The organism is Arthrobacter sp. M4 (assembly GCF_020251205.1).
Lineage (GTDB): Bacteria > Actinomycetota > Actinomycetes > Actinomycetales > Micrococcaceae > Arthrobacter.
Genome location: NZ_JAIWYX010000012.1, coordinates 16,171 through 43,001 on the forward strand (window position 1 = coordinate 16,171; position 26,831 = coordinate 43,001).

Consider the following 26,831-nt stretch of genomic DNA (forward strand, 5'->3'; position numbering starts at 1 on the left):
TTCCGGGGAGAACCGCCAGAATGGCGGGAACGAGGTTCGGAGCAACTGGGCAGGAACGCAGTTCTACTTCTCCGGCAGAGCCTTGAGTCTTGCAGCGCAGCCCACGATCGCGGCGATGAACAGCAGCTTGAGCGGGCTGGCCGGTTCAGTTCCCAAAACCATCGCCCAGCCCACGGTCAGTGCTGCGCCGAGGCCCACCCAGACGGCGTAGGCCGTGCCCAAGGGGATCCGTTTGACCGCCAGACCCAAGCCCAGCATGCTCAGTGTGGCGGCGACGGCAAAGACAACCGTGGGTAGCGCACGTGAGAAGCCGTCGGACAATCCAAGGGCAGTTGCCCACACCGCCTCGAGTACAGCCGATGCCAACAGAATGACCCAGGCCATGCCCGGTCGCCCGGCCACCGCTACGCCAGGACCTTCAAGCCGACCACGCAGGCACCGATGCCCGCTAAGAGCATTAGCCGCGCTGCCGTTGGACGTTCCACCCTGGTGACCATTGCATAAGCCGAGGTCAGAACCACGCCGACACCCACCCACACCGCGTAGGCAGTGCCGGTAGGAATGGATTGCATTGCGATAGCCAATCCAGCAGTACTCGCGGACACTGAGGCCAGGAAGACAACCGCAGGCAGGATGCGTGCGCGGCCGCGTCGTTGAAAAGTTCGGTGCAGCGCTGCTGCCCAGACGGCTTCAAGCGCTCCGGCGACAAGGAGAATGACCCAGGACATGACGGTTTCCTTTGGCCAGTCTTGTCGCTCACCGGGTACTGAACCGTCGTCCGGAGGTTCGAATGGGAACCTTGGGTTCAGGCTAGCCGATCGATCGACACAATGGCCACGAAGCCCCGTCCCGAGATCTCAGGACTATGGACGTCGGAACCAGCTACCGTGTCATAACGAGCCAGTTCGATCGGCTCATGTGGGTCTTGTTCGGCACCGGAATCAAGGGGATCAGTGCGCGGCACCACCGAGGCTTGGCCCTCCAGGAGAACCGCGAATTGGCCTTCGAACACCGGCTGCGGTCTTTTCTTGGACAGCTCGATGATGGAGGTATAACCCTTGAAGGCCCGCGCACGGGCAATGATGTTAAGGTCCCGGATATCGCCAGTCGGAAGCGTCGCAGAGGATGGCGCCTCGCCCGAGAAACGGAACGGCCGGTACTTCTCAAGGGGCTGCTCCTTCCCGTCCACGGTAAGCAGCAACAGATCGCCGTCGATCACGGTGAGAACACGCTCCATGCCGGAAAAAACGGAGAAATCGCCCGCTTTTGAAACGTCCGCAATGCTTAGCCGCCAATCCCAGGCATCGTCCTGCGCCGAAGCCGCTTTCGGGTGGCTTGCGAGCTCACGCGTCACCCCGCCCCCGTTGCGCCACGGTTCCGGCCTGATATCGGCAAAGCGGATGATCTCCATGTAAGCCAGCCTAGCCGGGAGCCTCGGGACTGCGCTTGAAACACAGTCTTGCTAACGTCATAGGAGTCCGAAATACGAGATGTAGGGGAAGTTCGCGAAATGTTCGTCAAAGTGTGCGGCCTGAGCACGCCCGAAGCGGTACGCACGGCGGTGGAAGCCGGCGCCGACGCGGTGGGTTTCGTCCTCACTGCAAGCCCCCGCGAGGTATCTCCGGAGCGGGCACGCGAACTTTTGGCTGGAGTACCCGAAGGCGTTGCCGCCGTCGCGGTTTTCCGCAAGGAGCCCGCCGCCGACGCGGTGGCAACGGCAAGGGCCGCCGGACTGGAGTGGGTCCAGCTTCACGGCAACCGCACGGTGGAGGACGTCAAAACAGTGCACGACGCCGGCATGCGGCTCATCCGGGCCGTCACCATGGGTGCTGCGTCGGAAGAGTTCGAAGACCTTGGCGAGGAACTGCTCCTGGTGGATGCGGCGGTGCCGGGCTCGGGTGAATCCTGGGATTATGCCTCGGTGCGGGCCAAAGGGCTTGGCGGCCGCCGCTGGCTGCTGGCCGGCGGGCTGTCCCCGGAGAACGTTGCGGAAGCCACCCAGGCCGCAGGCGCGTGGGGCGCGGATGTCTCTTCCGGCGTCGAATCCTCCAGAGGCGTCAAGGACCTGAAGAAGGTCCGCGCCTTCGTGCTCGCCGCGAAAAGCTAAACCTCAAAAGCCATGACTCCTGCCTTCACCTGACCCAGGGTCCCGCTGGCTCGGGACCTGTTCTTGGCTCAAAATGTCCAAAAGTCAACTTGGAAGGCGCGGGGCCATTCAGGCTAGACTCGCTCGCCGGGGACAAGCAGGCCATTGTCGTCGGAGCGGTGAAGCCTCCGGAGACACCCAATACGAGCAGAATGCGACCCGTGAAAAAATCTTTCAATAGCGTTGTCCGTTACCTGAATGTCGCCGTCATCGGAGGCCTGGCCTTGTCCGGCAGCCTTGCCCTATCCGGCTGCACCGGGCCGTCAAGCAACGCATCCGCGCAGGGCTCCAGCACGCCGTCGGCCTCCTCGCAGCCCACAGCGACGGCAAGTGCCAGCGCATCGGCTTCCGGGCCGTTTGGCGGCTTCGCCTCGGCAGCCGAAGCCTGCACCGCCGTCTTCGACCAATCTACCGGTGCTTCCCTTCTGCCCATGGCCGCGGCGCAGGGCAGGACTGCCGAACTGGAGAAAGCCAAGGCGGACCTGGCTGCCACGGCGGATCGCGTCCCGGCAACCCTGAAGGAGGATTTCGCCCGCTTCAAGGACACCGCAATCGCAGGGCTGACCGACCAAACGGTGTATTCGAGCGGCAAATTCAACAAGGCGATGGCTCCCGTCAACGCATGGCTGAAAGCCAACTGCTAGCTGATTCGGCTGGCGCGACGGGTGTTGCACGGCAAGAATGGCTTCATGCAGCTGCCGGTCATGCCTCCTGTTGCGCCCATGCTCGCCAAAGCGGTGGACTCCATCCCGGATGGGTCCATGAGCTACGAGCCAAAATGGGATGGATTCCGCTCCATTGTGTTCCGTGACGGTGACGACATCGAGATCGGGAGCCGCAACGAGAAACCCATGAACCGGTACTTCCCGGAGCTGGTTGCCGCTTTCAAGGCCGAGCTGCCACCGCGGTGCGTGGTGGACGGCGAGATTGTCCTGGTGGGCGCGTCCGGGGACCGTTTGGATTTCGAGACCCTGCAGCAACGCATCCACCCTGCGGCCAGCCGGGTCAAACTACTGTCCGAACAGACGCCGGCCAAGTTCGTTGCATTCGACCTACTGGCGTTGGACGACGAAGACCTCACTGGGAGGCCATTCGCCGAGCGGCGGGCGTTGCTCGAAGCAGCGCTCGCCGAAGCGAAGGCCCCCATCCACCTCACGGCTACAACAAGGAACAAGGAAACCGCCGAGCAGTGGTTCCACCAGTTCGAGGGTGCTGGTCTGGATGGCCTCCTGGCCAAGCCCTTGGACGGCACCTACCAGCCGGACAAACGCGTGATGTTCAAGATCAAGCATCAGCGGACGGCAGACTGCGTTGTTGCCGGTTACCGCACTCATAAGAGCGGCGATGACCGTATCGGATCGTTGTTGTTGGGGCTTTATGACGACGGCGGCCGGCTGGCCAGCGTGGGCGTTGTGGGTTCGTTTTCCTTGCAGCGCCGCAAGGAACTTTTTGAGGAACTCCAGCCGCTGGTCACTGATTTCGACGAGCATCCGTGGGCGTGGGCCAAGCAGGAAGAAGGCAGCCGGACGCCGCGCAACGCTGAAGGCAGCCGCTGGAGTGCGGGGAAGGACTTGTCCTTCACGCCCCTGCGGCCCGAGCTTGTGGTGGAAGTCGCCTACGACCACATGGAAGGGGAGCGGTTCCGCCACACCGCCCAATTCGTACGCTGGCGGCCGGACCGGGAGCCGGAATCCTGCACGTACGAGCAGCTTGAGGAACCCGTGAAGTTCGATCTGGACGCTGTCCTCAATACTGGTCGCGGGACAATGGAATCATGAAGACCTTGCTCAATATCATCTGGCTGGTTTTTGGCGGGCTGTGGCTGGCCCTTGGGTATTTCCTGGCTGGAATTGTGTGCTGCCTGCTGATCATCACAATTCCGTGGGGGATTGCCTCGTTCCGTATTGCGTCCTACACCCTGTGGCCGTTTGGACGGATGGTGGTGGACAAGCCGGGCGGGCAAAACGTATTCACGCTCCTCGGGAACGTGATTTGGCTTCTTGTAGCCGGCATCTGGATCGCCATTGGTCACGTCATTACGGCAATCGCCATGGCGCTCACCATCATTGGCATCCCGCTGGCAATCGCCAACCTGAAACTCATTCCGGTGTCCCTGATGCCGCTGGGCAAGCAGATCGTACCCACGGACCGCCCGTTCGTACGCAGCTACCGCTGAAATACAGCTAGCGCTGAAATACAGCTCGGGCGCCTATACCTCACTCCGGGCTAGCCTTGGGGCCTGTGCTCATCGACGCCCACCACACCTTGGGTTCAGCAACGGTGAAGCGCCGGCCTGAGACGGAGTCGGGCGTCACTCGCACAAAATGGTCCTTGCCCCCGGCTTCCCACGGGAACAGCATCAGTGACGCGGAATCAAGGACGTCCTCCGTGCGGTTGATGGCCGAGGCCCGGCCTTTGACCACAACACTCCACGCCACGCCCTTCTCCGCGTCAACACCGTCGGCTTCCACTGCCACGGGGTTTTCAGAAAGTGCCGCAGAAAGTTTGGTGCCGGATCCGGTCCGGAACACGAGGGTTCCGTGGTCCACTGTGTAGTTCACCGGGAAAATGTCCGGATGGTCTTCCACCCATACGGCCAGGCGGCCAACCGACACACCTCGTAGGAGCTGCCAGCATTCGTGGGACTCGAGTTGTTGCGTGGCCGGAGTTGCAGGATTCTCGCTCATGGCCCGAACCTACGCCTGTGTGCAGGCGCCCGCTAGGGCATTTGGGCCCTACGCGAGGCGCCGGAAGACGCCGTCACGCAACAATGCCACAGCGGAACTGCCGTCCAGCTCCGCGGCGATCCCGACGTCGTCGGCGTATCCCTCACCAACCAGCTCCCGGCCGCTGGAGCAGTCGCGGAGCATCTCAAGCAGGCGCGGCTCGGCCGCGTCGAACACCGCCTTGGCAGCCAAGGCCTCCGGAGAGTAGCCGTGTACGCCCTGTTCGGCCTCATAACCGCCCTTCCCGGCCGCGACCAGGCCCGCGATGAAAGCGCCTGCCCCGATTTGGTCCTCCACACACGGCCGAATGGACTCGTCCGGCCAGCGTTCACCGGCGGCCACGATGGCCACCACTGCTTCAGCCGGCAGCGTGGCGGCCACCCAGGCGGCAGTGGCTCCGGCGTTCCGCAGGGAAACGGCGGCGACCAGCGGGACTTCACTGGCCAGGGCGTGGGCGATCGTCGAGCCGTTAGGCGACGGCAGCACCACACGCTCAAGGGTTTCAGCGGCCCTGAGGCTGGCGGGCGACAAGCTGAGTCCGCCGCCGTTTCGCGGGCCCGCCAGCTGCGCATCGTGGTGGGCGGCGAAGTCCTCGGCCGTGGCGTCTTTCCACGGGTACGGGAAAACCTCGGCGCCGCGGTCCAGGGCCACACTCACGCACGTGGTAAACGACAACACATCCACCACAACAGCAAGGTCGGCCCCCGGAGCCACCACATTTGCTCCGTTGAGTCCCCACTCGAATCGGACCGAATAGGGCAGTTGGCGGTGGACCGCGCTGGCTGAGTGTACGTGGAGGATGTGTGAGTGGGGTGCGTTCATGCCAGTTCACGCTCCAGGTTCCGGTGCGCGGCCTCGAGCCATAGTTCCCGCGCCTTGCGGCTGTGGAAGAGCGGGTCCAGCTCCAGCAGATGGCGTACGACGGCGGTACGGCCGCGGGCGAAGTCATCGTCCGGAATGTGGGCGTAGTCTTCCCGGACGGCGGTGAGGTAGCGGGCGTAGGCATCTGGTTCGCCGCCCAGGACGGAGAGGTCGGCGTCGCAGAGCAGCGCGCCGTCGTCGTCGTTGCTTTCCGGCCGGTGGGTGGCAGTTAGGCGGACCAGCCGCGCAACTTCACTGACTTCCGGGGCAGGCAGGCCGGCGTCCGTTAGGCGCTGTTCGGCGAGCTGCGCGGATTCTTCTTCGTCCTGCCCGGCCACGCCCTCGTAGACGGCGTCGTGGAACCAGGCCGCCAGGAGCACCGTGCGGGGAGCGCCACCGGGGGCGAGCAGGTCCAAGGCCTCCAGCACAGACAGCAGGTGCGTGCGGCTGTGGTACCTGCGGTGCTCCTCGCCCCAGCGTTCCAGCAGTTCGAACCCCAGCTCCTCATGTCCGGGAAGGACGGCGTTCCAGCGTTCCAGGAGCGGAACTGTGAGCGTTTTGCTGCGTTGGCGGGCGGGTATGCGGAGGCCGCTGGCGATCAGTTTCCGGACCAGGACACGGGCTTCCACGGGGATTGCTCCCGCCGCTACCAGGCCTTGGTACCGTCGCTCGGGGACGTCGTAGTGGTCGCCGTCGAACGCGCGCTCCGGGATGCCATTGGCTTGCGCGAAGGCATGGAGTTCGTCGAGTGACTCGTCGGAGACCAAGTGCGAAAACACGGTCCCATGGGCGGGCCACAACGGCGGATCCACGTACACAGCCATGGCGACAGTGTAGACCTAGCTAGCAGACTGCCACCTGCGGTGAGTTGCTGGACCAGGTGTTGGTGGCGCTGAACTTCTGGATTGCGTCGACGGAGTATTTCCAGCCATTTCCGCCGCCATTCGGCGAGGTGTAGACGACGCTTTGGGACAGGTCAACCGTGGCGACTTTACCGGTGGAGTTATACACACTGAGCGTGTAGCCGGTTGCGCCCTGCACTGTGCCATGCGAAACAACCGTCAAGGTGAGGCTGTATTTGCCGCTGGAACCCACAGGCAGGCAGACCGGCGTCACTACGTTGTTGGTGGGTGAAGCGATGGTCGTGGTGGTCGCTGAGGTGCGCTGGCCGGACACGTTAGTGGTGGCCGTCGCCACGAAGGCCGCTTCGGCCAGCCCTGGCGCGACGGCCAAGGCGGCAGCGAGCACGACGGCGGCAGCCGCAACGCGGCCTGTCCGGCGTCGGCGGTGCTCGCTGAACACGAAGGTTCCTTTCGCTCTCAGGGCTTGCTGCGGCAGTGGGAAAGTCTATTCAGTGCCCTCGGCAGGACGCCGGCCGGGTCGCTTCCAGATGTTAACCAGCAGCATCGCCACCAGGAGGGTCGGGGCGGCGTACATCAGGGTGGTGCGGACGATCGGTTCACGCAGCGCCCGGATGGCGGTGCCGAGGTACGGGACGGTGAAAGCATGCCGATCGATGGTTAGTTCAGTGAGCGTGGCGGTCCACGGGTCGGCGCCGTTGTTGGCGTCCCCTTTGGTGCGGATCGCAGCAGCACCGGAAGGGGTGGACTGGACCTCGATGATGCGGTGCGTCTCCACGCGGTGGTCTTCCACGGGAATGCTGAAGGTGACGATGTCCCCCACCTTGAGGTCGCTCACAGGGACGCGAGTGGTCACCACAACATCGCCGGGGTTGATGAGCGGCGACATGCTGCCGGTCAGCATGGTGGACGTTTGATAGCCGAAGATCCTGGGACCGATGGCCAAGAAGATGAAAGAGGCCACTGCCACCATCAGCAACGCCGTCGCGATGCTCCGGGCGACGAAGCGGAGTCCCTTGGCGACAATCCTGCCGGCACCCGTCGACACCCGCGTCCCACGGGTGCCTTCGGCAGGTTTTCCAACCGCAGGCGCGTCGACGTCCTTCGGGACATCGGCGACTGGCGCTGCAATGGTCATGGTGGCCTCTTCCGAGTGGTCCGCTCCCGGACCGCCGGTTGGGCGGCGGCCCGGGAGGGGTCTTGGGGGGATGGAGGGAGGTTTAGCGGTTGGTGGCGGAGCGCTGCGTGCCGGTGAAGGTGAAGCCGACCACGCTGTTCTTGGCCTGGAACGTGTTGTCCGCGGTGGTGGGCAGGGTCAGGGTCACGCGCAGGTAGTCGTTGGTGCCGGCGGTGACGGTGTTCAGGTTGGCCAGGGCCAGGTTGGAGCCGATCACGGCGCGGCTTGCCAGGACGGTGCTGCTGGTGCCACCGGTGCAGGAGTAGGTGAGGGCGGGGGAGGTGCCGGCCTCGGTCCACGGAACCGAGCAGGCATCGATCTGGACCTGGAGGCCGTTGGTGGCGTCGGTGTCCAGCAGGGAGGAGGTGGTGGCCGCGGTGGTCAGGGTGACGGAGGCCAGGTTCTGGTTGCCGGTGTTGCTCAGGGTCACGGCGCGCTGGATGGTGTCGCCGGGGACGACGCCGGTGGCTCCTACGTTGAGCCGGTTGTTCGCGGTGCCGGAGGTGCCCAGGGCGATATTCACGGTGCCGGACGTGACGTCGGAGGATGCCGAGGTGGTGGAGGTGAACGCACCGTAGGTTCCCATGCCGGCAACCGCGGCGGCCGTGCCCATCAGGGCCAGGGAAGCCAGAACCTTGCCAGAGGTGCTGTTCAGGTTGAGACCCTTCATGACTGCTCCTTGATATGCGGCCACTCCCAGCGCGGCCAATTTGTCTTTGCTTCAGCCCCCAGCGGGCTGCTGCACTCACTATCCCGAGGAAGAATCAAGGAACTGGATGGGTAAACGGAAAAGGTTGCTCAAGAAACTGAGTACTCGCCTCAAGATCGGCTCAAGTTTCTGAGTACACGCGTGTTGAATTTGCTTTTTGGGGCTCCCATTCGTTATTCGAACGAGTAATTACGTGCTTTAGGCACCTCTGCCAAAACGGCGAAGTGGCCGGGATATATATCCCGGCCACAAATAAATTTAGTACCTAGTTTGCGTAATTACATTCCCGGTATTGCGAGCGATTCATAGATCTGGATTGTTGCTCCTTCCCCGGTCATAAAATGCGGGTGGTCCTTCAGGAGATCCAGCAAGGCCTCCTGGGACTCAGCCTGAATCAGGCTGTAGCCGGGGTGTGCCGAAGTGTCTGGACACAAGTTTCGCCGTGGGCAAACATTGACCACGGGAAGCTATCGAGCAAAGTTGAGCGTAGTAGACTCAACTTTGAATAGCAGCACGTCGTACAGGCTTACCCCCGAAAGGAGCTCTTCTTTGGACGTCAAATTCACCACCAAGAGCCAGGAGGCCCTTTCCGCGGCCGCCATGAATGCATCAACGGCGGGGAATCCGCAGTTGGAACCGGCTCATCTCCTGAAGGCCCTAATGGACCAGCGCGACGGCGTGGCTGTCGCCCTCCTGCGCGCCACCGGCGCCGACCCTGACTCAGTCAGCGTCCAGGCGAGCTCGGCGATCAAGGCGATGCCGTCGTCGTCGGGCAGTTCGGTTCAACAGGCCCAGCTGTCCCGCCAATCCCTTCAGGTAATCCAGGCCGCCCAGAACGAGGCTGACAAGTTGGGAGACTCCTTTGTCTCCACGGAACACCTGCTGCTGGGACTCTCGGCCGGCAGTGACGGCGTAGGCAAGTTGCTTCGCGACGCTGGAGCCTCCCACGAAGCGCTCCTCGCCGCCCTGCCTGGTGTCCGCGGCGACCGCAAGGTCACGTCGCCGGACCCGGAAAACACCTTCCAGGCGCTGGAGAAGTTTGGCACAGACCTCACTGCCGTAGCGCGTTCCGGCAAGCTCGACCCCGTGATCGGGCGCGATTCGGAGATCCGGCGCGTGGTGCAGGTCCTGAGTCGGCGCACTAAGAACAATCCGGTGCTCATCGGCGAACCTGGCGTTGGCAAGACGGCCGTCGTGGAGGGCTTGGCGCAGCGCATGGTGGCCGGCGACGTCCCGGAGAGCCTCCGCGGGAAGACGCTCATAGCCCTTGACCTGGCCTCCATGGTGGCCGGCGCCAAGTATCGCGGCGAGTTTGAGGAACGCCTGAAGGCCGTGCTGGAGGAGATCAAGAACTCCGAAGGCCAGATTGTCACGTTCATCGATGAACTCCACACCGTGGTTGGCGCAGGTGCCACAGGCGAGAGCGCAATGGATGCCGGCAACATGCTCAAGCCGATGCTGGCCCGCGGGGAACTACGCCTCATCGGCGCTACCACCCTGGACGAATACCGGGAGAACATCGAGAAAGACCCTGCGCTGGAGCGCCGTTTCCAGCAGGTGTACGTCGGCGAGCCCAGCGTGGAAGACACCATTGGCATCCTCCGCGGCTTGAAGGAACGTTACGAAGCGCACCACAAGGTGGCCATCGCCGATTCGGCGTTGGTCGCTGCCGCCACGCTGTCCAACCGCTACATTTCCGGACGCCAACTGCCGGACAAGGCTATCGACCTCGTGGATGAGGCCGCGTCGAGGCTTCGAATGGAGATCGACTCGGCACCGGAGGAAATCGATCAGCTTCGCCGCGCAGTGGACCGGCTGACGATGGAAGAACTGGCCCTCCAGGGCGAAACGGATGCTGCTTCCGTTGAACGCCTGGCTGCGTTGCGTGCTGACATGGCTGACAAGAAGGAGCAGCTGGCCGCGCTCAACGCCCGCTGGGAGGCCGAAAAGGCTGGCCTCAACCGCGTTGGTGAACTCAAGGCCAAGATCGACGAACTCCGCTCGGCCTCGGACAAATACCAGCGCGAGGGAGACCTCGAATCCGCTTCCCGCATCCTCTACGGGGAACTTCCCGCACTGGAGCGTGAGCTCAGCGCGGCCGCAGCAGAGGAGTCGGCCCAGACGGAGAAACAGGCTCCAATGGTGGCGGAGGAAGTCACCGCCAACGACATCGCCGAGGTCATTTCCGCCTGGACCGGCATCCCGGCAGGACGTATGCTGCAGGGCGAATCGCAAAAGCTCCTACACATGGAAGAAGAGCTCGGCAGGCGCCTGATCGGGCAGTCCAAGGCCGTGGCCGCGGTGTCCGACGCCGTCCGCCGCGCCCGCGCCGGCATCAGCGATCCCAACCGCCCCACCGGTTCCTTCCTGTTCCTTGGTCCCACGGGTGTCGGCAAAACGGAACTCGCCAAAGCGCTGGCCGAGTTCCTGTTCGACGACGAACGGGCCATGGTGCGGCTCGACATGTCCGAATACTCCGAAAAGCACTCCGTTGCGCGCCTGGTCGGGGCTCCTCCCGGTTATGTCGGCTACGAGGAGGGCGGTCAGCTCACCGAAGCCGTCCGCCGTCGCCCGTACACGGTGGTGCTGCTGGACGAGGTTGAAAAGGCGCACCCTGAGGTCTTCGACATCCTCCTGCAGGTGCTCGACGACGGCCGCCTCACCGACGGGCAGGGCCGTACGGTCGACTTCCGGAACGCCATCCTGGTGCTAACGTCCAATCTCGGCAGCCAGTTCCTGGTGGACCCCAACCTTGATGCCGCGGCCAAGAAGCAGGCTGTGATGAACGTGGTCAACGCCTCGTTCAAGCCCGAATTCCTGAACCGGCTGGACGAGATCGTACTCTTCGACGCCCTCAGCGTGGAGGAGCTCGCCCGGATCGTGGAACTGCAAGTGGCGGACCTGTCCCGGCGCCTCCACGAGCGGCGCCTGCAGCTTGAAGTCACTGATGGGGCCCGGGCTTGGCTGGCCATGACGGGCTACGATCCGGCGTACGGCGCCCGCCCGCTGCGGCGGCTGGTCCAGCGCGAGATCGGCGATCGTTTGGCTAGGGAGATCCTGGCAGGCAACATCTCCGACGGCGACACCGTGCTGGTTGACACATCTGCCGATGTGGACGAGCTCTCCGTCGAAGCGCTGGAGAAGCAGGGCGCGCTGGCCCTGTCCGGAGGTGGCCTCACGGTCCGGCGGAAGGAATAGCTTCAGGGCTGCTGGATGAGGTTCTCCGTGATGGAGTTTCCGTTGTCCACCACAACAAAGCAGTCCACGCGGCGGTCGCCCTTGTCCCAACTGGTGGGGCTTGGGTAGACGAACTTGTATTTGGCAGCGTAGGCGCCCACCTTGGGCGTCAGCTTCGCCGCCTTGCAGGCCTCCTGGGCTTTGGTCTTGAGCGCGTCCCGCCCGGGATATCTGTCCTCGGCGGGATAGCGGAAAACAAACACCAGTTGGGCTGAATGTCCCGTATCGCAGGCAACCGCCATGGCAGTGTTCGCCTCCGAGTCGAAGTCAGCAAAACAGTCGCCCAACTTGAAGTCCAGGGCACTGACCTCGTGGGGGAGGGGTTGGTCGCTGGTGGAAGGCTCGGATGAGGGCTCCGGAGCGCTTTGCTGGGGCCCGCTGCTCAGCATGTTCACTAGAAGCCAAATCGTGACGCCCATGACAGCCATCACCGCCACGACGATGGCGGCGATGATGAGCCGCTGCCGGCCTGTGTTATCGGCCAGCGGCTCATCGGAAGGGTCTTCCATGGGATCCGGATTGCCCACGGCATCCGGGTCACCGTGGTCCGAACCGATGTTGCCCGAGCCGAAAGCCGAGTCCCAAAGGTTCAAGTCCTTTTCAGGATGGAGCCAGTTGTGGGCGTTGGGATCCGGGTTGTGGCTGGCCACGTCCACCGGCGTGCCGTTGGGTTCCGGGGGTGGAGGGGTTGACGAAACCGCGGCTTCGGCGCCATTGCCGTCCGCTCCCTTGGTCCGTGGATCAGTGTTCTCCTGGCCCATGTGTTCCTTCACGCCTCCTGGGAATCTGCCCCGTTGTTTGCGACTTTACCCAAGTTTTTCTGCAGGCCATAAGGCAGGTGCGTCTGATTCAGCGTGACAAACGTCTCCGGAGGGGTGCAGTGGCGCGCAGTAGTTTGGGAAAGCATGTAATCTAGACATACGACAAATTGACCAATCATTCCGGGGCCTCACCTCTGCCAAGGTGACCACCTCCGGTCCAAGTACAAAAAGGGGGTCACGCCATGGGGCGCGGCCGTCAAAAGGCAAAAGCTACTAAGCAGGCTCGGGACATCAAGTACTACTCCCCGAACACTGACTACTCGGCGCTGGAGCGCGAGCTCTCGCGACCGTCTGGTCGTGCCTCGAGCCACTTCGCTGAAGATCCCCTGGAGCCGGACTACTCGGCGTACGAGGACAAGTATGCGCAGGACCTGGAAGACGATGACGACGAGGTAGACTCCCGACGCATCGGCTAACAGCTGCGTAGGCGGGCCCCTTGGGCCAGCCGTAGCTCAGTCGTACATTTCACCTCTCTGGAGTGCCTGCAACGGCACTGCTATCCCTAGCCACGTCTGGTTCGCGGGCGATACGTTGGTGCCGTAAGGCACAGTACCCATGGACCCAGGCGAAGGGACGGCAATGCCTGAAAAAGACAGCTACACCCAGGGAACCCCTTGTTGGGTGGATCTCTCAACCACAGACATCGTGGTGTCCAATGCGTTCTACTCTGCCCTCTTCGGGTGGGAAATGGACCCAATGGACGCCGGCAATGGCATGACGTACTACATGGCCAAGCTTCAGGGAAAGTATGTTGCGGGCCTGATGCAGCAACCTGTGGAGCAGGCCGGGGCGGGAATCCCATCTTATTGGGCAAGCTACATCTCCGTGGACAACGTGGATGAAACGGCTGACAAAGTTGAGGACGCCGGGGGCCACATAGTCTTCGCACCGGACGAAGTCCCCAACGGGGGCGGCAGGATGTTCGCCGCATCGGACCCTACTGGAGCCCAGGTGGGATTCTGGCAGGCCGGTAACCACCATGGAGCTGGGCTGGTCAACGAGCCCGGAACGCTGGTGTGGAACGAGCTTCAGACCAACGATGTGCCCAAGGCCGTCGCGTTCTACGAGGCTGTCACCGGTTGTGGCTCCGAGACTGCTCCGGCGGGCGACCTGCAGGAATACACCAGGCTCCTGGTGGACGGCCAGGCGGTGGCGGGCGTGATGCGCCTCCCAACGTCCGGGGTGCCGCCGTACTGGATGCCTTACTTCAACGTCGACGACGTAGACACCACGGTGGCCAAGGCGCAGGACCTCGGCGGACGGGTCTATGCTCCGGCCTTCGACGTACCCGGGGTTGGACGCATGGCGGTGCTCGCGGACGCAACAGGCGCTGCCTTCAGCGTGATGCACGCAGAAACGGCTTAGGGTCCGGACACAAAACAGCCCGGTACCGCGCGATGCTTCGCGTGGTACCGGGCTGTCCTGTTAGTGGCGGTACTACTTAGGCGTAGGCGTTGACCAAACGGACCGCGCCGCCGTCGACGCCCTTTGCGCCCTGGACGTAGTCCGGGCCTGTCTTGTCGATCGAGTCGGAGTCGGCCTGAACGGCGCCCATGATCCAGGACGGCAGTCCGCGCTCGTTGAGGCGCGCCACGGCCGCGTCTGCGGCTTCGTGAGAGACGATGGCCACCATGCCGACGCCGAGGTTGAGCGTGCGCTCCAGATCGGCCAGCGGCACGTTGCCCAGCTCGGACACCAGCTTGAAGATTGCAGGCAGTTCCCACGTGGCACGGTCCACAGTGGCCACGAGGCCCTGCGGCAGGACGCGTGCCAGGTTGGCAGCAAGGCCGCCGCCGGTAACGTGGCTGAAGCCGTGCACGGCTGCGCCTGCGGTGACCGGGAAGGTGCGCGCAAGGTCCAGGCAGTCGGCGGCGTACACGCGGGTGGGCTCCAGAAGCTCCTCGCCCAGCGTGCGGCCAAGCTCGGTGACCTGGCGGTCCAGGGCCCAACCGGCGTGGTTGATCACACGGCGGACCAGCGAGTAGCCGTTGGAATGCAGGCCGGATGAGGCCATGCCGATCACTACGTCTCCCGCGCGGACCCGGTCCGGGCCGAGCAGTGCGTCGGCTTCCACCACGCCGGTCGCGGCACCTGCGACGTCGTATTCGTGCTCGCCCAGCAGGCCCGGGTGTTCCGCGGTTTCGCCGCCCACCAGCGCGGTTCCGGCCACGGAGCATGCTGCCGCGATGCCGCGGACGATGTCCGCGATGCGCTCGGGAACCACCTTGCCGCACGCGATGTAGTCAGTCATGTAGAGAGGCTCGGCCCCCACCACCACGATGTCGTCCACAACCATGCCCACCAGGTCGAAACCAATGGTGTCGTGGATGTCCATGGCCTGGGCGATGGCCACCTTGGTACCTACGCCGTCCGTGGAGGTGGCCAGCAGCGGCTTCTTGTAGCTGAGGAGCTGGGATACATCGAACAGCCCCGCAAAACCCCCGACGCCGCCAATCACCGAAGCGTTGTGCGTCGCCTTGACGGCGTCCTTCATGAGTTCGACGGCGCGGTCGCCCGCTTCAACGTCGACGCCGGCCGACGCGTACGTGATTCCGGCGCTGTTCTCGGGGGTAGCGGAGGTCATACGGACTCTTTCTTGTCGGCGTCGGTCAGCAGGTTTTCGAACTCGGCATCGGGTCCCGGGTCGCAGCCAGTGGCGCCGGGCTTGTCTGCCGGATCTGTCTGGTCCGCAGCGGAAACCGGCGGAACGGGCAAGTTGCCAAGATCGGTCCGTTCCAGCAGGTTCTTGCCCAGCTTGTCCGCGCTCGGAAGTTCAATGGGGTACCTGCCGGTGAAGCAGGCAGTGCACAGGCGTTCACGGGGCTGTTGGGTTGCCGCGATCATGCCGTCCTCAGAGATGTAGGCCAAGGAATCGGCGCCGATGGCCTGTGAGATCTCATCGATGGTGGCACCGTTGGCGATCAGCTCCGCGCGGGAAGCGAAGTCGATGCCGTAGAAGCATGGCCACTGGACCGGCGGGGAGGAGATCTTGACGTGGACTGCCTTGGCGCCGGCCTCGCGCAGCATCCGGACGATGGCCCGCTGTGTGTTGCCGCGGACAATCGAGTCGTCCACCACCACAACCCGCTTGCCGCGGATCACGGATTCCAAGGCGTTCAGTTTGAGGCGGATACCTAGCTGGCGCAGCGTCTGCGAGGGCTGGATGAACGTGCGGCCCACATAGGCGTTCTTGACGAAACCGTGGGCAAAGGGAATCCCGGAGGCTTCGGCATAGCCGACGGCGGCAGGGGTGCCGGACTCGGGAACGGGGATGACGATGTCTGCTTCGTGGGTGTTCTCGCGGGCGAGCTGACGGCCCATTTCCACGCGGGACTCGTACACCGAGCGGCCAGCGATCGCTGCGTCCGGACGGGCGAGGTAAACGTACTCGAAAACGCAGCCGGCCGGCGTGGCGTCCGCGAAGCGCTGGGAACGGACACCGTTCTCATCGATGGCGATGAATTCGCCGGGTTCGATTTCGCGGATGAAGCTGGCACCCACGGTGGCTAGGCCTGCCTGCTCGGAAGCGACCACCCAGCCGCGCTCCAGTCGGCCAAGGCAGAGGGGACGGATGCCGTAGGTGTCCCGGGCCGCGTACAGCGTGCCTTCATCCATAAAGACGAAACAGAAACCGCCGCGGATCTTGGGGAGCAGGTCCATGGCGGTCTCTTCGAGGGACTTGCCCGGCTCGCCCTCCAGAAGGGCCGTGACCAGGGCGGTGTCCGAAGTGTTGCCCTGCTTCATCTCACCGCTGAGGTTGCCGCCGTTCCTGGCAAGGATCATTTCCTTGAGTTCGGCAGTGTTGGTGAGGTTGCCGTTGTGGGCCAGGGCCACCGTTCCGGTGGCGGTGGCGCCGAGCGTCGGCTGGGCATTCGCCCAGTGGCTGGCACCTGTGGTGGAGTAGCGGCAATGTCCAACGGCCAGGTGCCCGGTGAGGGTGTTGAGGGTGGCCTCGTCGAAGACCTGGGACACCAGGCCCATGTCCTTATAGACATTGATGCGCTTGCCGTCGCTGGTTGCGATGCCGGCTGACTCCTGGCCGCGGTGCTGCAGCGCGTAGAGTCCGTAGTAGGTGAGTTTTGCTACTTCTTCACCCGGAGCCCAGACACCGAAGACGCCACAGGCATCCTTAGGTCCTTTTTCGCCGGGGAGAAGATCATGAGAAAGTTGTCCGTCGCCACGTAACACTGATCGATTATCTCATGATGTCGACGTGGTATTGATCAGGGCGCTTATGTGACTCAGTCGTCCGAATCGTGTGGTTCCTCATCCGGAACTTCTTCAACAACGGCCCGCTCGGCGCGGCGCACGCTGACGCGGTCCAGGATGAGGGCTGCCACGGAACCGAGGATCACGCCGGCCGCCGCGAAACCTACGGTGAAGAAACCGAAGACGGCGCTTCTTTCGAAGGAAGGATCTCCCGGCAGTCCGTAGGCAACGAAGGCCGCGAGGATGATGCCGATGATGCCGCCGAGGATCATAAATGGCACGAACCTCGGTGCGCGCCGCACTACGACGTCGCGCCGTTCGGCGCCGGAGGTGCTGCTGTCGCTCGGAGTGGGGGTGTTCGGATCCTCTAAAGCCATGGATTCAAGCCTACTGCCCGGAGCCGGATGCTAAGACTCCCGCGGGGCCGCGGTTGGGCGGGGCTCGCCTGGCTCCAATTGCTTGTCGGCTTCCACCGGCAAGCCGGCCTCTTTCCACTCGGGATAGCCGTCTTCGAGGCGGACTGCCTCGATGCCATGCCGGCTGAGCGTCCGCACTGCGTCCAGGGCGTACACGCAGTAGGGACCCCGGCAGTATGCCACCACAGTTCGGTCGTTGGGGAGTTGATCCAGCCTCTTGTCCAACTCCTTGACGGGAAGCGAGATGGCACCCGGGATGTGACCGGACGCGTATTCCTGTTGTGGGCGAACATCAATGACGGTCACGTCACCGGATTGCAGGCGTTGCCGCAGCTCGCTTCGCGTCACTGACTGAAGCGCGGAGCGATCGCCCAAATAGGAGGCTGCGAGGTCATCGAGTTGTGCCACGTGGTCTTGCGCCACGGAACGAATCGCGGCCCAGAGCCGGTAGACGGAAGGTCCGCTGAGGGAGTAGTAGATCCGGGTGCCATCCCGCCGGGTGGATACGAGTCCGGCTCTCAGGAGCAGCTGTAGGTGCTGGGACGTGTTGGCGACGGTCTGGCTGATTTCGCGGGAAATCTCTTCCACCGGGCGTTCACCCTGGGCCAGGATGTCCACGATTTCGGCCCGTCGTCCGCTGCTGAGTGCCTTGGCCACGCTTCCAAAAGCGTCAAAGAGTTCCGTTTTTGCGTGGCGCCCATCCATCTGCTTGCCCACCATATCTGCTCCACCTACCCTTGTTCAAGTAAGTACTTGAGAATGTAACCCACGCGGTCTGACTATTCAATTATCTACTTGAATATGGCTGGATGCACGGAAGCGATGGGCGTGGCGGCGTGAACCGAACGGGCTCAGGAGCCTCGGTAAGTCGAGAAAGCGAACGGGCTCAGGAGCAGGGGCACGTGATAGTGCTCGCCGCCGTCGGAGACTGTGAAGTTGAGGTCCACCTGCGGAAAGAACGTCTCTGTGCTGTGCGCCGCATAGTACGCGCCGGTGGCGAAAGTCAGGCGATAAGTGCCACCCGAGAGCCGCTCCGGCCCGAGGTCCTTGATCCGGCCGTCCGCGTCAGTGGTTCCGCTCGCCACGGACGTCCAGTTGCCGCCGTCGAGCATAAAAAGCTCGACGGCGACGCCGGCGGCCGGGCGGCCTGAGCCGGTGTCCAGGATGTGGGTGGTTACTTGTGAAACGCTCATTCGCTGATCACTCCCTCTAGCCGCAGCACCGCGATTTCCCGTAATTGTTCAGCCACGATGGCGTCTTCCTGGGCAGCTGAGTGTGTCAGCCGTTCGTTGAGGGCCGCGAGGATGTCCCTGGCGGTGCGTCCGGCGGCACGGATCAGGAAAACCCTGCCGAACTTTTCTTCGTACGCACGGTTGCCGGCGGCAAGTTCGGCAGCGACGCCGTTGTCCGCGGGGTCGACGCCGGACTGTTCGGAACGGGACATGGCGGCCTCGGTGGTCTTGCCGCTTGGGCGTTCGCCGATGCGTGGGTGGTGGGCCAGGGCGCCCTCAACCTCTTGAATCGTAAATGGCTGGGCCGCGCCCCGCGCGAATTCGACCAGCTGGGCAACATCGGCAAACGGTCGAGCGTCGGCTATGGACTCTACCCAGCGGTCGATATCAAGGCAGGGGCGAAGTACGCCAAGGACGTCCGCCCGATCCACGCTGTTGAATACTGCAAGCTCCATGCTTGTGTCTTCCTCGTGAAATGCTGGCATCCATGGTGTCGGCTATATGGAATACGGTGAGGTTTCCTCGAATCCGCGCCAGCACTTTTGGCCAGCAAATTCCATATCATGGAACTGTTATTTCAGCATACGTAAATAGTGAATCGAATTGCCACCCTCGGTGTCAAGAGAGTATCCGTGCCGCACGTCATGAGGGCAAATTGACAGGCGGCGTGCGGTCCAGCTCGGTTAGTATCCAGCATGGTGGGGCCCTGGTGTTGCTTCACAGAGTCTCCCAAGGAGATCGATGCAGGCACAAGCAAGTGGCGCCCCGGTGCGGGTCGCCGTCGTCATCGCGGCGCTGACCGCCGTCGTCCTTCTGTTGCTGCTGGGCGCTGCACGCCCGGCGTCGGCCGCCGATGCAGCGGCCTCCGACGCAGACGCCAAGCCGGCTCCCGGGAAGCCGTTCCTCGGGGCCTTCCTTGAATGGGATGAGGACGACGCCGCAGGCTTCGCAGAGCGCCTCCAGGCCGAGCCGGCTCTCTTCGGCCATGATGTGTCCCTTCCCCTCAAAGAGCAGGAGATGGGCTACCTCCGCGAGTACCTCTCCCAAAGTGCCGCCGCGGGGGCCCACGCCCTTCTTGCGGTGAAGCCGACCATCGCTCTGGACCGCGTGGACGCCGCGGCTGCCACCGAGTTCGTGGGGCAGTTGGAGAAGGCCGCCCAGGCATTCAAAGGCAAGCTGCTCATCAGTTTTGCCCCGGATATGAATTCCAACTGGACACCGTGGGGGCAGCAGCCCGGCACCTATGTGTCCGCATACCGGGCCGTCGCCCAAGCGTTCAAGGTCAAGTCCAATGCGGCAATGGTGTGGCAGCCCTTCCAAGGCAGGGGCTATCCCTTTGCCGAAGACCCCGCCGCCAGCGCCAAGAGCCTCGGCTCGCTGGACACCAACCACGACGGCGTCCTGAACGGAGCCGATGACCCTTTCTCGCCCTACTATCCCGGCGATGACGTGGTGGACTGGGTTGGCATCTCCGCCGACCACGACGACACAGGAGGCGGTGCCGCCGTCAACACAATGCCCGCCCCCGGTGAACTGGAATCCATGCTGACGACCTTCTACGAGTCCTACGCAGCCAGCCGGAACAAGCCTCTCCTCGTAGAAACCGCCGCCTACTTCAGCCCTTCAGCGGGCGGCGCTGCGGAGCGGGACATCAAGCTTGCCTGGTGGCAGCAGGCGCTCGACGCCGGCGCTTCCGCGAAGTTTCCGGCGATCGGCGCCATAGTGTGGGATGAGAAAACCAACGTGCGCGACGCCGGCGACGTCACCATCGACTGGCGGCTCACCGGCCGCACCGACATCGCAGCGGGAGCGGCCCAGGCCGTCCGCGCTTCCACGCTGGTGACCGGGCCCGTGACGGAGAAGTCCACCGGATGGGGAGGCTACAGTCCCGGGACGACCCTGACCGGTCCAGCCGCCTGGATCGCGGCCGGTGCGGTCCTGCTTATGGCACTGCTTTTGTGGTTCCTCCCGTCATGGCTACCCGCGGCACGGGACTGGGCCTACCTGGATCCGTCCGCCAGGGATGCGCGGGTGGACATGCTCCGCGGCATAGCCATTGTGTTTGTGGTGGTGAACCACGTGGGCATCACCTCGCTGTTCCAACTCTTCACGGAGGAGGCCATCGGCTTTGTGTCCGGGGCCGAGCTGTTTGTGACGCTGTCCGGGTTGGTGCTCGGAATGGTGTATGGGCCCAAATCCCTGGACAACCTGGGCGACGTGGTGGACAAAACGACCAAGCGCGCGTGGAAGCTGTACGTCACTGCGCTGGTGGTGGTGGCGGTCGTTTTCCTCATCAGCAAGATTCCCTCAGTCCACGCCGATGTGCTGACGACATTCACCGATCAAGGGACTGGCGGCGCAGGCAGGGGGGCACAAGGGCGCACGTACGATCTCTACGGCGGGATACAGTCCCTGTTCCAGTTCCCCGTGTCGCCGTCCGTTGTACCGGCAGTGCTGCTCCTCCAGGTAGGGCCGTGGCAGTTCAACGTCATGGGCCTGTATGTCGTGATGCTGTTGGTCAGTCCCCTGGTCCTGTGGATGCTGACCAAGGGACGGGTGCTGTGGGTACTTGCCGTTTCCCTGGTGCTGTACGTGTTGGGGACGGTTTTCCGCTTCCGGGTACTGCCCTCGCAATTCGAGGACTCATTCCCGCTGCTCGTCTGGCAACTGCTGTTTATCGTTGGCCTTGTGGCGGGCTTCCATCGCAGGCAGTTGGTGTCCTGGCTACAGGCACATCGCTGGGTGGTGGCCTGTTGCGCAGCGGTGACGGCATGTTTTGCCATCCTGTCCTGGGCCAACCCCTACGTCGCCAATGACTTCGATGTGCGGTTGGCCTTTATCCCGGATGCCAGCTACAGGGCCATGTACGACCACTTCTTTGGTCGCACCTACTTGTCAGTGGGCCGCCTGCTGAATGTCATCACACTCCTGGTGACGGCATACGTACTGCTCACGGCGTACTGGAAACCGTTGCGGCGGGCCTTCGGCTGGCTGCTGATTCCGCTGGGCCAGGCCACGCTCTACGTCTTCATCGTGCACGTAGCACTGATTGCGGTGATCTCAAACATCCCGCTGCTGCAGGAGGGCAACGTCCTGCTGAACACAGCCATCTATGCCGTGATCGTCGCCCTCCTATGGGTTATGGTCCGGACCAGGTTCCTCTTCCGGATCATTCCCACCTAGGCCGTTCGCGGGGTCAGGATTCCGGCCTGGAATCCTTGGACAGGATCCACGTGTTGGTTTCGTCCTGGCGCTCAAAAATTAGCGTGGTGACCAAGGCTTTGATCAGGGCGAGCCCACGACCGGATTCGGAGTCCTCGTCCGGGAGTTCGGCGTCGTCGTAGGGGACGATCGGCTCAATCGCGTGGAAGGCGCTGACTTTGGCCTGCAGGCGAGTGGCGCTGACCGTGAGCTCGACGCCAAGTTCCACCGGTTCGTCACCGATCGGACGGCCGTGCTGCACCACGTTTGCCGCTGTTTCGATCACCGCTGTAGTGAAGATCATCTGGTCCGTATCCGGAACAAACGCGGCATCGGCCCAGATGGCGTCCAGATGGTTGTGCACCGACTCGATCGCCTCGGGGGTGGCCAGGCCGCGGAAGCTGCGCTCAGCGAGGATTTCAGTCATTGCTGAAGGCCACTTCTGGTGAGTCGTAGGCGGCCAGGACCCGGTCCATGTTGGTCAGTTCCAAGACCATCTTCACTTGTGGCTGCACGCCGGAGATTCGCAGGTCCCCGCCGGCCTGGCGTGCAGCCTTCAGGCAGCCGATCAGTGCGCCAAGGCCGGATGAATCCATAAAGACCGTCTCTTCCAGATTGACGACGATCCTGCTGTTGCCGCCGGCCACCACCTCGGAGACGAGTTCCCGGAGCTTGGGTGCGGCAACCATGTTCAGCCGGCCGGAACTCTTAACCTCGGCGTAGGAGTCCTTTAGTTCGTAACTAAACTGCATTCTCGTTCCTCTCTCCGGAGCTATCAGAATCTTGGGGGACAAAGCCCTTGTACTTCACGGCCGTCACAAGGATGCTCATGACCACCAGGTCGTAAGCCACCCACGCCACATTCACGAGCGTACCGATCGGCTCATTCAGTCCTGCCACAAGACGCGCCATACCGGTCACCAAGGCGATGACCAGCAGCACGGACACAATGATCTGTGGCCGGATGAGGCTCCAACTGGGGCCACCGCTCTGCCGGGCCTTTGGGGTGACGGCGAACCCCAGGGGACGGCCGAACCAGACGTTGCGGGCCGCCGTCGTACACGCCTTGATCCAGGTGGGAAACAGCGCCAGGCTGTACTGCTGCCCGCGCCAGGTGGGCGCGCCCTGCGCGGCCACCAGGAAGAGAATCTGGTTGACCACCATAAACGGGATGAAACGGACGAAGAAATCGGCGCTCAGGCTGGAAACCGGCAGGATTCCCAGCATCAAGTAAATGATCGGCGCGGCGAAATAGACGACCGCCGCGAAGCCGCTGAGGTAGGACCACATCGTGGCGAAGTACATGAGCCGCTGCGGCAGGGACAGCCCCTTCTGGACCAGCGGGTTTTCGCGGAGCAGTACCTGAATGGTGCCCTGCGCCCAGCGGAGCCGCTGCGTAAGCATTGTCTTCAGGTCCTCGGGCGCCAGTCCGTAGGCCAGGATCTCGTGGTGGTAGACGCTCTGCCAGCCAAGACCATGGAGCCGCATTGCCGTGGCCATGTCCTCCGTGACGGAAATCGTGGCCAGCGGCATTACAGGCTGGGCTTCGTCGTCGCGCTCAATGGAGATGGCGTCCAGGACAGCCTGCACGGATTCCAAAGCACCCAGCGGGGACCAGTCGCGGCCGGACATTCGCTCCACCGCCTCACTGGCCACGGTGGGAACGCCGGAATCACCCACATGCGCCAATTCCATTGCCGCGATTTCTTCCAGGTCCGACTGCACCGCCGAGAAATCCGCCTGAACCAGGGTCTGCACGGCCTTGTCCACTTTCCGGCGGACTGTGTAGGTGATTTCACTCAGCGGCCCGCCGGCATCCACACGCAGTTGGGCTTCTTCAGTGGCCGACTCCACCTCGTCCAGCATCGCTGCAACCAGTGGCGAGTCGGCATCAACGGAGCTTCGGGCTTTGTGGATGGCCTGCCGGGAGGCGCTCAGGGCGCGCCTGACGCTTTTCTCCGTTTCCTTGACATAGCCAACCAGGCCCAGTTGCATCAGCGCCTCGCGGCGCAGGATGGCGTTGGAGCCGCAGAAGAACGCGGCATTCCAGCCATCCTTGCCCTGTTGGATTGGCCCGTAAAAGAGAGGCGCCTGGCTGCCCAGGGGGTCCGACGGCGGCACATTGCTGAAGTATTGCGGCGTCTGGACCAGGGCGACTTTGGGGTTGTTGAAATAGCCAAGCGTCTTTTCGAGAATGTCCGGTTCCGGGATCTGGTCCGCATCCAGGATGAGGAGGAACTCGCCCTCGGTGACCATCAGGGCGTTGTTGAGGTTTCCGGCTTTGGCATGGCGGGGCCGGTCCTTCCAGTCCGCGCTGCGGGTCACGTAACCAAGACCGTGTTGTTCGCAGAGCCTTTTGAGTTCGTCCCGTGCGCCGTCGTCGAGGATCCAAGTGGTGTGGCTCCACCGGATCTTTTGCGCGGCCAGCGCCGTGGTCATCACGAGGTCCAGCGGCTCGTTGTAGGTGGTGATGAAAACGTCCACCGTGGTCTCCGGGGGAGCGGCGGGTGGGGGCTGGCGGATTTTTAGGTTCCAGATGGTGAGCCCGAACAACATCACATCGATGAGGCTGTAGGTCTCTGCTGCTACAAGGGGTACCGCGATCCACCACGCCTCCCAGTTCAGGGAAGCCAGCCACCGCCATGCCACATAGTTCACGCCCAGCAAGACGGTGAGCAGCACTACTAGGCGCGTCCAAAAACGTGTCATGGTTCCCCCTTCCCAGAGACTGTTGGGACCCTAGGTTCCGATCGCGTCCGTTCTACGGACTACCACCGCGGTCACATCGTCTTCGGCCATGTCGGCCGGAGCCAGGCGCAGGATCGCCTCGCACGCTTCCTCCGCCGAAGTCTGGGACCGGACTGCCGCCTCGACTCGCGAGGTGAATTCCTCGACGTTTCCGAAGGCGTCCAGCACACCATCACTGACCACCACCAGTGAATCGCCGGGGGCGAGCAGCAGTTCAGCGGATGGCCAGCGGCCAACCCAAGCGCCAACGGGCGGACCGGCGGAGCGCAGCCGCCGAACGTCGCCGTTGGCCGGAAGGTGCAGGGCGAGGCCATGTCCGGCGTCGACGTAACTGACCTTGCCCGTGACGGCGTCGAGGCGGGCGTGGAACAGCGTGACGAAGGAACCGGATTGGCCAAGGTCCGCTTCGATGGAGCGGCTGGCCGCCTCAAAAGCGGTGTCGATGTCTGCGCGGCCAGCCTCGGATCGCATGACGGCTCGGACAGTGGCGGCGATGAGCGCTGCGCCCATGCCCTTGCCCATGGCGTCGGCGAACGTCAGGTGAAGGCCGTCGCGAGTGGGGTACCAGTCATAGAAATCGCCACCCACACTGCGGGAAGGGCGGAACCGGCCCGCAACCTCGTAGTCGTCCAGGTTCACTGATTCCTGCGGCAACAGGCTCTGCTGCACCTCCGCGGCGCGGGCCAGATCGTCCTGGGCGGCCAACTGCAGTCCACCCGTACTTGCCAGCGGCGCTGCTGCCCGACGGAAAAGAGCGTTGATTCGTGCCTGAATTTCCCTAGGGCTAAATGGTTTGTTGATGTAGTCGTCCGCGCCGGAGTCCAACCCGGTCAGCCGGTCGATTTCCTCAACCCGGGCAGTGAGCATGATGATGAAGGCGTCGGAAAATTCTCGCAGGAGTTTGCAGACTTCCAGCCCGTCGATATCCGGAAGGTTTAGGTCGAGCGTCACCAATGCGGCACCCGTCGAACGCACTAGTTCGATGCCGTCATACCCCCGCCCTGCTTCAGATACCTCAAAGCCTTGCTTAGCGAGGATCCGCACCAAAAGTCCGCGGATATCGGGATCATCCTCAATGACCACCGCGCGGCGCATTTCCAAGCTGGAAGACATATCCCTAATTAACTAGGGAAATTGAGCGTTTGTCACATCATTCATAAAGATTTGACTCTTATGTCGTGAGTAGTTGACCAAAAGACTGCCGCCCGGCGTCATGAGACGCCGGGCGGCAGTTGGATCCTTTAGCTAAACCGGAGATTAAAGCCCCAGTTCCGCGCGCAATTTGGCGACGTGGCCCTGGGCCTGGACTTGGTACTGGGTCAGCCTGACCTTGCCCTGCTCGTCCAGTACAACGGTGGAACGCACAAGGCCCTCGGTGATCTCACCATTGATGATCTTTTCGCCCCAGGCGCCGTACTTCAGCGCCACGCTATGGTCCACGTCGGACAGCAACGGGAACGTCAGCGAGAATTCGTCAACAAAGCGGGAGATCTTCTCCGGCCCGTCGGGCGAGATGCCCAGCACCTCGTAACCGGCGGATTGCAGGCTAGCCAGGCTGTCACGGAAGTCGCAGGCCTCCGTGGTGCACCCGGGTGTGGAGGCTTCCGGGTAGAAGTAGACAATAACGTTGCGCCCGCGGTAATCGGCCAGGGAAACCTGCTTGCCTTCAGCGTCGGGCAGGGAGAATTCCGGGGCCTGCGTTCCGGCGAGGAGTTTCTGGGTCATGTTGATGATCCTTCAGTTCAGGCTGCCGGGTTTTCCGGCAACTGGTCTATCCGTGGGCAACAGCGGAATTAGATGGAGTATTCCGCCGGCCCCCGGACCGAGGCGTTCGGTCCGGGTACAAATTGGTACCCGCCGCCGCGCACTGTAGCCACGGCGTGCCGGGCAGGGCCCAGCTTCCGACGCACCCGGCCAACATACACGTCGATGGACCGGAATGCCGCACCGGGACAGTCGAGTGACTCAATGAGACGTTGGAGTTCCTCCCGGCTGATCGCCCGGGAACAGTTCTCCACAAGGTAGCGCAGGAGCTTGTATTCCATCGCCGTAAAGGGCACCGGTTCCCCGTCGAGAAGGACGACGTCGGCCGCGAGGTCGACTGCCACCTGGCTCCGCCGGCTCGCCAATGACGCAGGCGCGGCTGGAGCCTCAGGTGGGGTGCCGCCGTCGGGCGTTCCGACGGCGGCAGGTGGGTTTCCGGCGTCGGCGGCCTGCAGCGGAGTGCCGCCGCTGGAGGCGCTGCCCAGCGGAGTGCCGCCGCGTGGGGCATCGCCGACGCCGGAAGTCTGGGTCCCAGAGGCAGGCCAAATGCTGGCCTGCGCCCCGGGTGCGAGCAGTTGCGCCCGGCGCAGGACCAGTTCCGCAGCCCGGGCCATGGTTTCGGCATCGATCTCCTGGCCTTCGGCCGGCTGGACCCAGACAGCCAGGCCGCACGCCTGGGCGCGAGCGGCACGCCTAGGGAAATGTGCGTTGACGGCCATAGCCG

The 26,831-nt window shown here is 63.4% G+C and carries 30 protein-coding genes and 1 riboswitch; of the genes, 8 read left to right on the plus strand and 22 right to left on the minus strand.

Features of this window, described 5'->3' with window-relative positions; genetic code table 11:
• Window positions 1-63 precede the first annotated feature (63 nt).
• The 3 genes from LD110_RS18060 to LD110_RS18070 form a co-directional block, all read right to left on the minus strand.
• On the minus strand, window positions 64-384 hold the full coding sequence (locus LD110_RS18060; protein WP_225500752.1) for a multidrug efflux SMR transporter: 321 nt from the start codon (window positions 382-384) through the stop codon (window positions 64-66).
• Between the two features lie 20 nt (window positions 385-404).
• Window positions 405-728: a multidrug efflux SMR transporter gene (locus tag LD110_RS18065; RefSeq protein WP_225500754.1), complete on the minus strand. Its 324-nt coding sequence runs from the start codon at window positions 726-728 to the stop codon at window positions 405-407.
• 10 nt (window positions 729-738) lie between these two features.
• Window positions 739-803, minus strand: a riboswitch (guanidine-III (ykkC-III) riboswitch).
• Between the two features lie 2 nt (window positions 804-805).
• A complete protein-coding gene (locus LD110_RS18070; RefSeq protein WP_225500756.1) occupies window positions 806-1,411 on the minus strand; it encodes a HutD family protein in 606 nt (201 codons plus the stop codon).
• 99 nt (window positions 1,412-1,510) lie between these two features.
• On the opposite strand from LD110_RS18070, the gene LD110_RS18075 reads away from it, so the two are divergent.
• The 4 genes from LD110_RS18075 to LD110_RS18090 all read left to right on the plus strand — a co-directional run bounded on the left by LD110_RS18075 (window position 1,511) and on the right by LD110_RS18090 (window position 4,322).
• Entirely contained in the window at window positions 1,511-2,107 is a 597-nt protein-coding gene (locus LD110_RS18075; RefSeq protein ID WP_225500758.1) for a phosphoribosylanthranilate isomerase, read from the plus strand.
• 200 nt (window positions 2,108-2,307) lie between these two features.
• Window positions 2,308-2,790 carry a hypothetical protein gene (locus tag LD110_RS18080; protein ID WP_225500760.1) on the plus strand — a complete coding sequence of 161 codons (483 nt, stop codon included), beginning with the start codon at window positions 2,308-2,310 and terminating at the stop codon, window positions 2,788-2,790.
• Between the two features lie 45 nt (window positions 2,791-2,835).
• Window positions 2,836-3,924: an ATP-dependent DNA ligase gene (locus LD110_RS18085; protein WP_225500762.1), complete on the plus strand. Its 1,089-nt coding sequence runs from the start codon at window positions 2,836-2,838 to the stop codon at window positions 3,922-3,924.
• Window positions 3,921-4,322: a YccF domain-containing protein gene (locus tag LD110_RS18090; protein WP_225500764.1), complete on the plus strand. Its 402-nt coding sequence runs from the start codon at window positions 3,921-3,923 to the stop codon at window positions 4,320-4,322. Before LD110_RS18085 ends, LD110_RS18090 begins: the two co-directional genes overlap by 4 nt.
• A 40-nt stretch (window positions 4,323-4,362) precedes the next feature.
• Here the strand turns inward: LD110_RS18090 and LD110_RS18095 are convergent, their stop codons facing one another.
• The 6 genes from LD110_RS18095 to LD110_RS18120 all read right to left on the minus strand — a co-directional run bounded on the left by LD110_RS18095 (window position 4,363) and on the right by LD110_RS18120 (window position 8,440).
• A complete protein-coding gene (locus LD110_RS18095; protein ID WP_225500766.1) occupies window positions 4,363-4,833 on the minus strand; it encodes a pyridoxamine 5'-phosphate oxidase family protein in 471 nt (156 codons plus the stop codon).
• Between the two features lie 48 nt (window positions 4,834-4,881).
• Entirely contained in the window at window positions 4,882-5,694 is an 813-nt protein-coding gene (locus tag LD110_RS18100; RefSeq protein WP_225500768.1) for a 2-phosphosulfolactate phosphatase, read from the minus strand.
• Complete coding sequence (locus LD110_RS18105; RefSeq protein ID WP_225500770.1) at window positions 5,691-6,557, minus strand: DUF4031 domain-containing protein; 867 nt, start codon at window positions 6,555-6,557, stop codon at window positions 5,691-5,693. The genes LD110_RS18100 and LD110_RS18105 overlap by 4 nt, the downstream gene beginning before the upstream one ends.
• Window positions 6,558-6,576: 19 nt before the next feature.
• The gene (locus tag LD110_RS18110; RefSeq protein ID WP_225500772.1) at window positions 6,577-7,035 is read right to left on the minus strand and encodes a hypothetical protein; all 459 of its coding nucleotides are present in this window, start codon (window positions 7,033-7,035) and stop codon (window positions 6,577-6,579) included.
• A gap of 45 nt (window positions 7,036-7,080) precedes the next feature.
• Window positions 7,081-7,731 (minus strand): signal peptidase I, encoded by a 651-nt coding sequence (locus LD110_RS18115; protein ID WP_225500774.1) that lies wholly within the window; start codon window positions 7,729-7,731, stop codon window positions 7,081-7,083.
• A gap of 82 nt (window positions 7,732-7,813) precedes the next feature.
• Window positions 7,814-8,440 carry a CalY family protein gene (locus LD110_RS18120; protein ID WP_225500776.1) on the minus strand — a complete coding sequence of 209 codons (627 nt, stop codon included), beginning with the start codon at window positions 8,438-8,440 and terminating at the stop codon, window positions 7,814-7,816.
• Window positions 8,441-9,028: 588 nt separating this feature from the next.
• Between LD110_RS18120 and clpB the strand changes: the two genes are divergently transcribed.
• On the plus strand, window positions 9,029-11,677 hold the full coding sequence (gene clpB, locus LD110_RS18125) for an ATP-dependent chaperone ClpB (RefSeq protein ID WP_225500778.1): 2,649 nt from the start codon (window positions 9,029-9,031) through the stop codon (window positions 11,675-11,677).
• A gap of 2 nt (window positions 11,678-11,679) precedes the next feature.
• On the opposite strand, the gene LD110_RS23945 is transcribed toward clpB, so the two are convergent.
• Window positions 11,680-12,489, minus strand: coding sequence for a septum formation family protein (locus LD110_RS23945; RefSeq protein ID WP_225500779.1), 810 nt, complete (start codon window positions 12,487-12,489; stop codon window positions 11,680-11,682).
• Window positions 12,490-12,719: 230 nt separating this feature from the next.
• Between LD110_RS23945 and LD110_RS18135 the strand changes: the two genes are divergently transcribed.
• Complete coding sequence (locus tag LD110_RS18135; protein WP_225500781.1) at window positions 12,720-12,953, plus strand: DUF3073 domain-containing protein; 234 nt, start codon at window positions 12,720-12,722, stop codon at window positions 12,951-12,953.
• A 163-nt stretch (window positions 12,954-13,116) separates the two neighbouring features.
• A complete protein-coding gene (locus LD110_RS18140) occupies window positions 13,117-13,902 on the plus strand; it encodes a VOC family protein (RefSeq protein WP_225500783.1) in 786 nt (261 codons plus the stop codon).
• Between the two features lie 76 nt (window positions 13,903-13,978).
• Here the strand turns inward: LD110_RS18140 and purM are convergent, their stop codons facing one another.
• From purM to uraD, 6 genes are all read right to left on the minus strand, one after another.
• The gene (gene purM, locus LD110_RS18145; protein WP_225500786.1) at window positions 13,979-15,121 is read right to left on the minus strand and encodes a phosphoribosylformylglycinamidine cyclo-ligase; all 1,143 of its coding nucleotides are present in this window, start codon (window positions 15,119-15,121) and stop codon (window positions 13,979-13,981) included.
• A complete protein-coding gene (purF, locus tag LD110_RS18150; RefSeq protein ID WP_225500788.1) occupies window positions 15,118-16,725 on the minus strand; it encodes an amidophosphoribosyltransferase in 1,608 nt (535 codons plus the stop codon). The genes purM and purF overlap by 4 nt, the downstream gene beginning before the upstream one ends.
• A 53-nt stretch (window positions 16,726-16,778) precedes the next feature.
• Window positions 16,779-17,123, minus strand: a complete 345-nt coding sequence (locus tag LD110_RS18155; RefSeq protein ID WP_225500790.1) for a hypothetical protein — start codon at window positions 17,121-17,123, stop codon at window positions 16,779-16,781.
• Window positions 17,124-17,153: 30 nt separating this feature from the next.
• On the minus strand, window positions 17,154-17,882 hold the full coding sequence (locus LD110_RS18160) for a metalloregulator ArsR/SmtB family transcription factor (protein ID WP_225500792.1): 729 nt from the start codon (window positions 17,880-17,882) through the stop codon (window positions 17,154-17,156).
• A gap of 131 nt (window positions 17,883-18,013) precedes the next feature.
• Window positions 18,014-18,355, minus strand: coding sequence for a hydroxyisourate hydrolase (gene uraH, locus LD110_RS18165; RefSeq protein WP_225500794.1), 342 nt, complete (start codon window positions 18,353-18,355; stop codon window positions 18,014-18,016).
• Window positions 18,352-18,849 (minus strand): 2-oxo-4-hydroxy-4-carboxy-5-ureidoimidazoline decarboxylase, encoded by a 498-nt coding sequence (gene uraD / locus LD110_RS18170; protein WP_225500796.1) that lies wholly within the window; start codon window positions 18,847-18,849, stop codon window positions 18,352-18,354. The genes uraH and uraD overlap by 4 nt, the downstream gene beginning before the upstream one ends.
• A gap of 286 nt (window positions 18,850-19,135) precedes the next feature.
• On the opposite strand from uraD, the gene opgC reads away from it, so the two are divergent.
• Window positions 19,136-21,577: an OpgC domain-containing protein gene (opgC, locus tag LD110_RS18175; protein WP_225500798.1), complete on the plus strand. Its 2,442-nt coding sequence runs from the start codon at window positions 19,136-19,138 to the stop codon at window positions 21,575-21,577.
• Between the two features lie 13 nt (window positions 21,578-21,590).
• On the opposite strand, the gene LD110_RS18180 is transcribed toward opgC, so the two are convergent.
• The 6 genes from LD110_RS18180 to LD110_RS18205 form a co-directional block, all read right to left on the minus strand.
• Window positions 21,591-22,022 carry an ATP-binding protein gene (locus LD110_RS18180; RefSeq protein WP_225500800.1) on the minus strand — a complete coding sequence of 144 codons (432 nt, stop codon included), beginning with the start codon at window positions 22,020-22,022 and terminating at the stop codon, window positions 21,591-21,593.
• Entirely contained in the window at window positions 22,015-22,347 is a 333-nt protein-coding gene (locus LD110_RS18185; protein ID WP_225500803.1) for an STAS domain-containing protein, read from the minus strand. The genes LD110_RS18180 and LD110_RS18185 overlap by 8 nt, the downstream gene beginning before the upstream one ends.
• Window positions 22,337-24,304: a glycosyltransferase family 2 protein gene (locus LD110_RS18190; protein WP_225500805.1), complete on the minus strand. Its 1,968-nt coding sequence runs from the start codon at window positions 24,302-24,304 to the stop codon at window positions 22,337-22,339. Before LD110_RS18190 ends, LD110_RS18185 begins: the two co-directional genes overlap by 11 nt.
• A gap of 30 nt (window positions 24,305-24,334) precedes the next feature.
• Complete coding sequence (locus LD110_RS18195) at window positions 24,335-25,456, minus strand: PP2C family protein-serine/threonine phosphatase (protein WP_225500807.1); 1,122 nt, start codon at window positions 25,454-25,456, stop codon at window positions 24,335-24,337.
• Between the two features lie 144 nt (window positions 25,457-25,600).
• Window positions 25,601-26,068 carry a thioredoxin-dependent thiol peroxidase gene (gene bcp / locus LD110_RS18200; RefSeq protein ID WP_225500809.1) on the minus strand — a complete coding sequence of 156 codons (468 nt, stop codon included), beginning with the start codon at window positions 26,066-26,068 and terminating at the stop codon, window positions 25,601-25,603.
• Between the two features lie 68 nt (window positions 26,069-26,136).
• Window positions 26,137-26,826 (minus strand): winged helix-turn-helix domain-containing protein, encoded by a 690-nt coding sequence (locus LD110_RS18205; protein WP_225500811.1) that lies wholly within the window; start codon window positions 26,824-26,826, stop codon window positions 26,137-26,139.
• Window positions 26,827-26,831 lie beyond the last annotated feature (5 nt).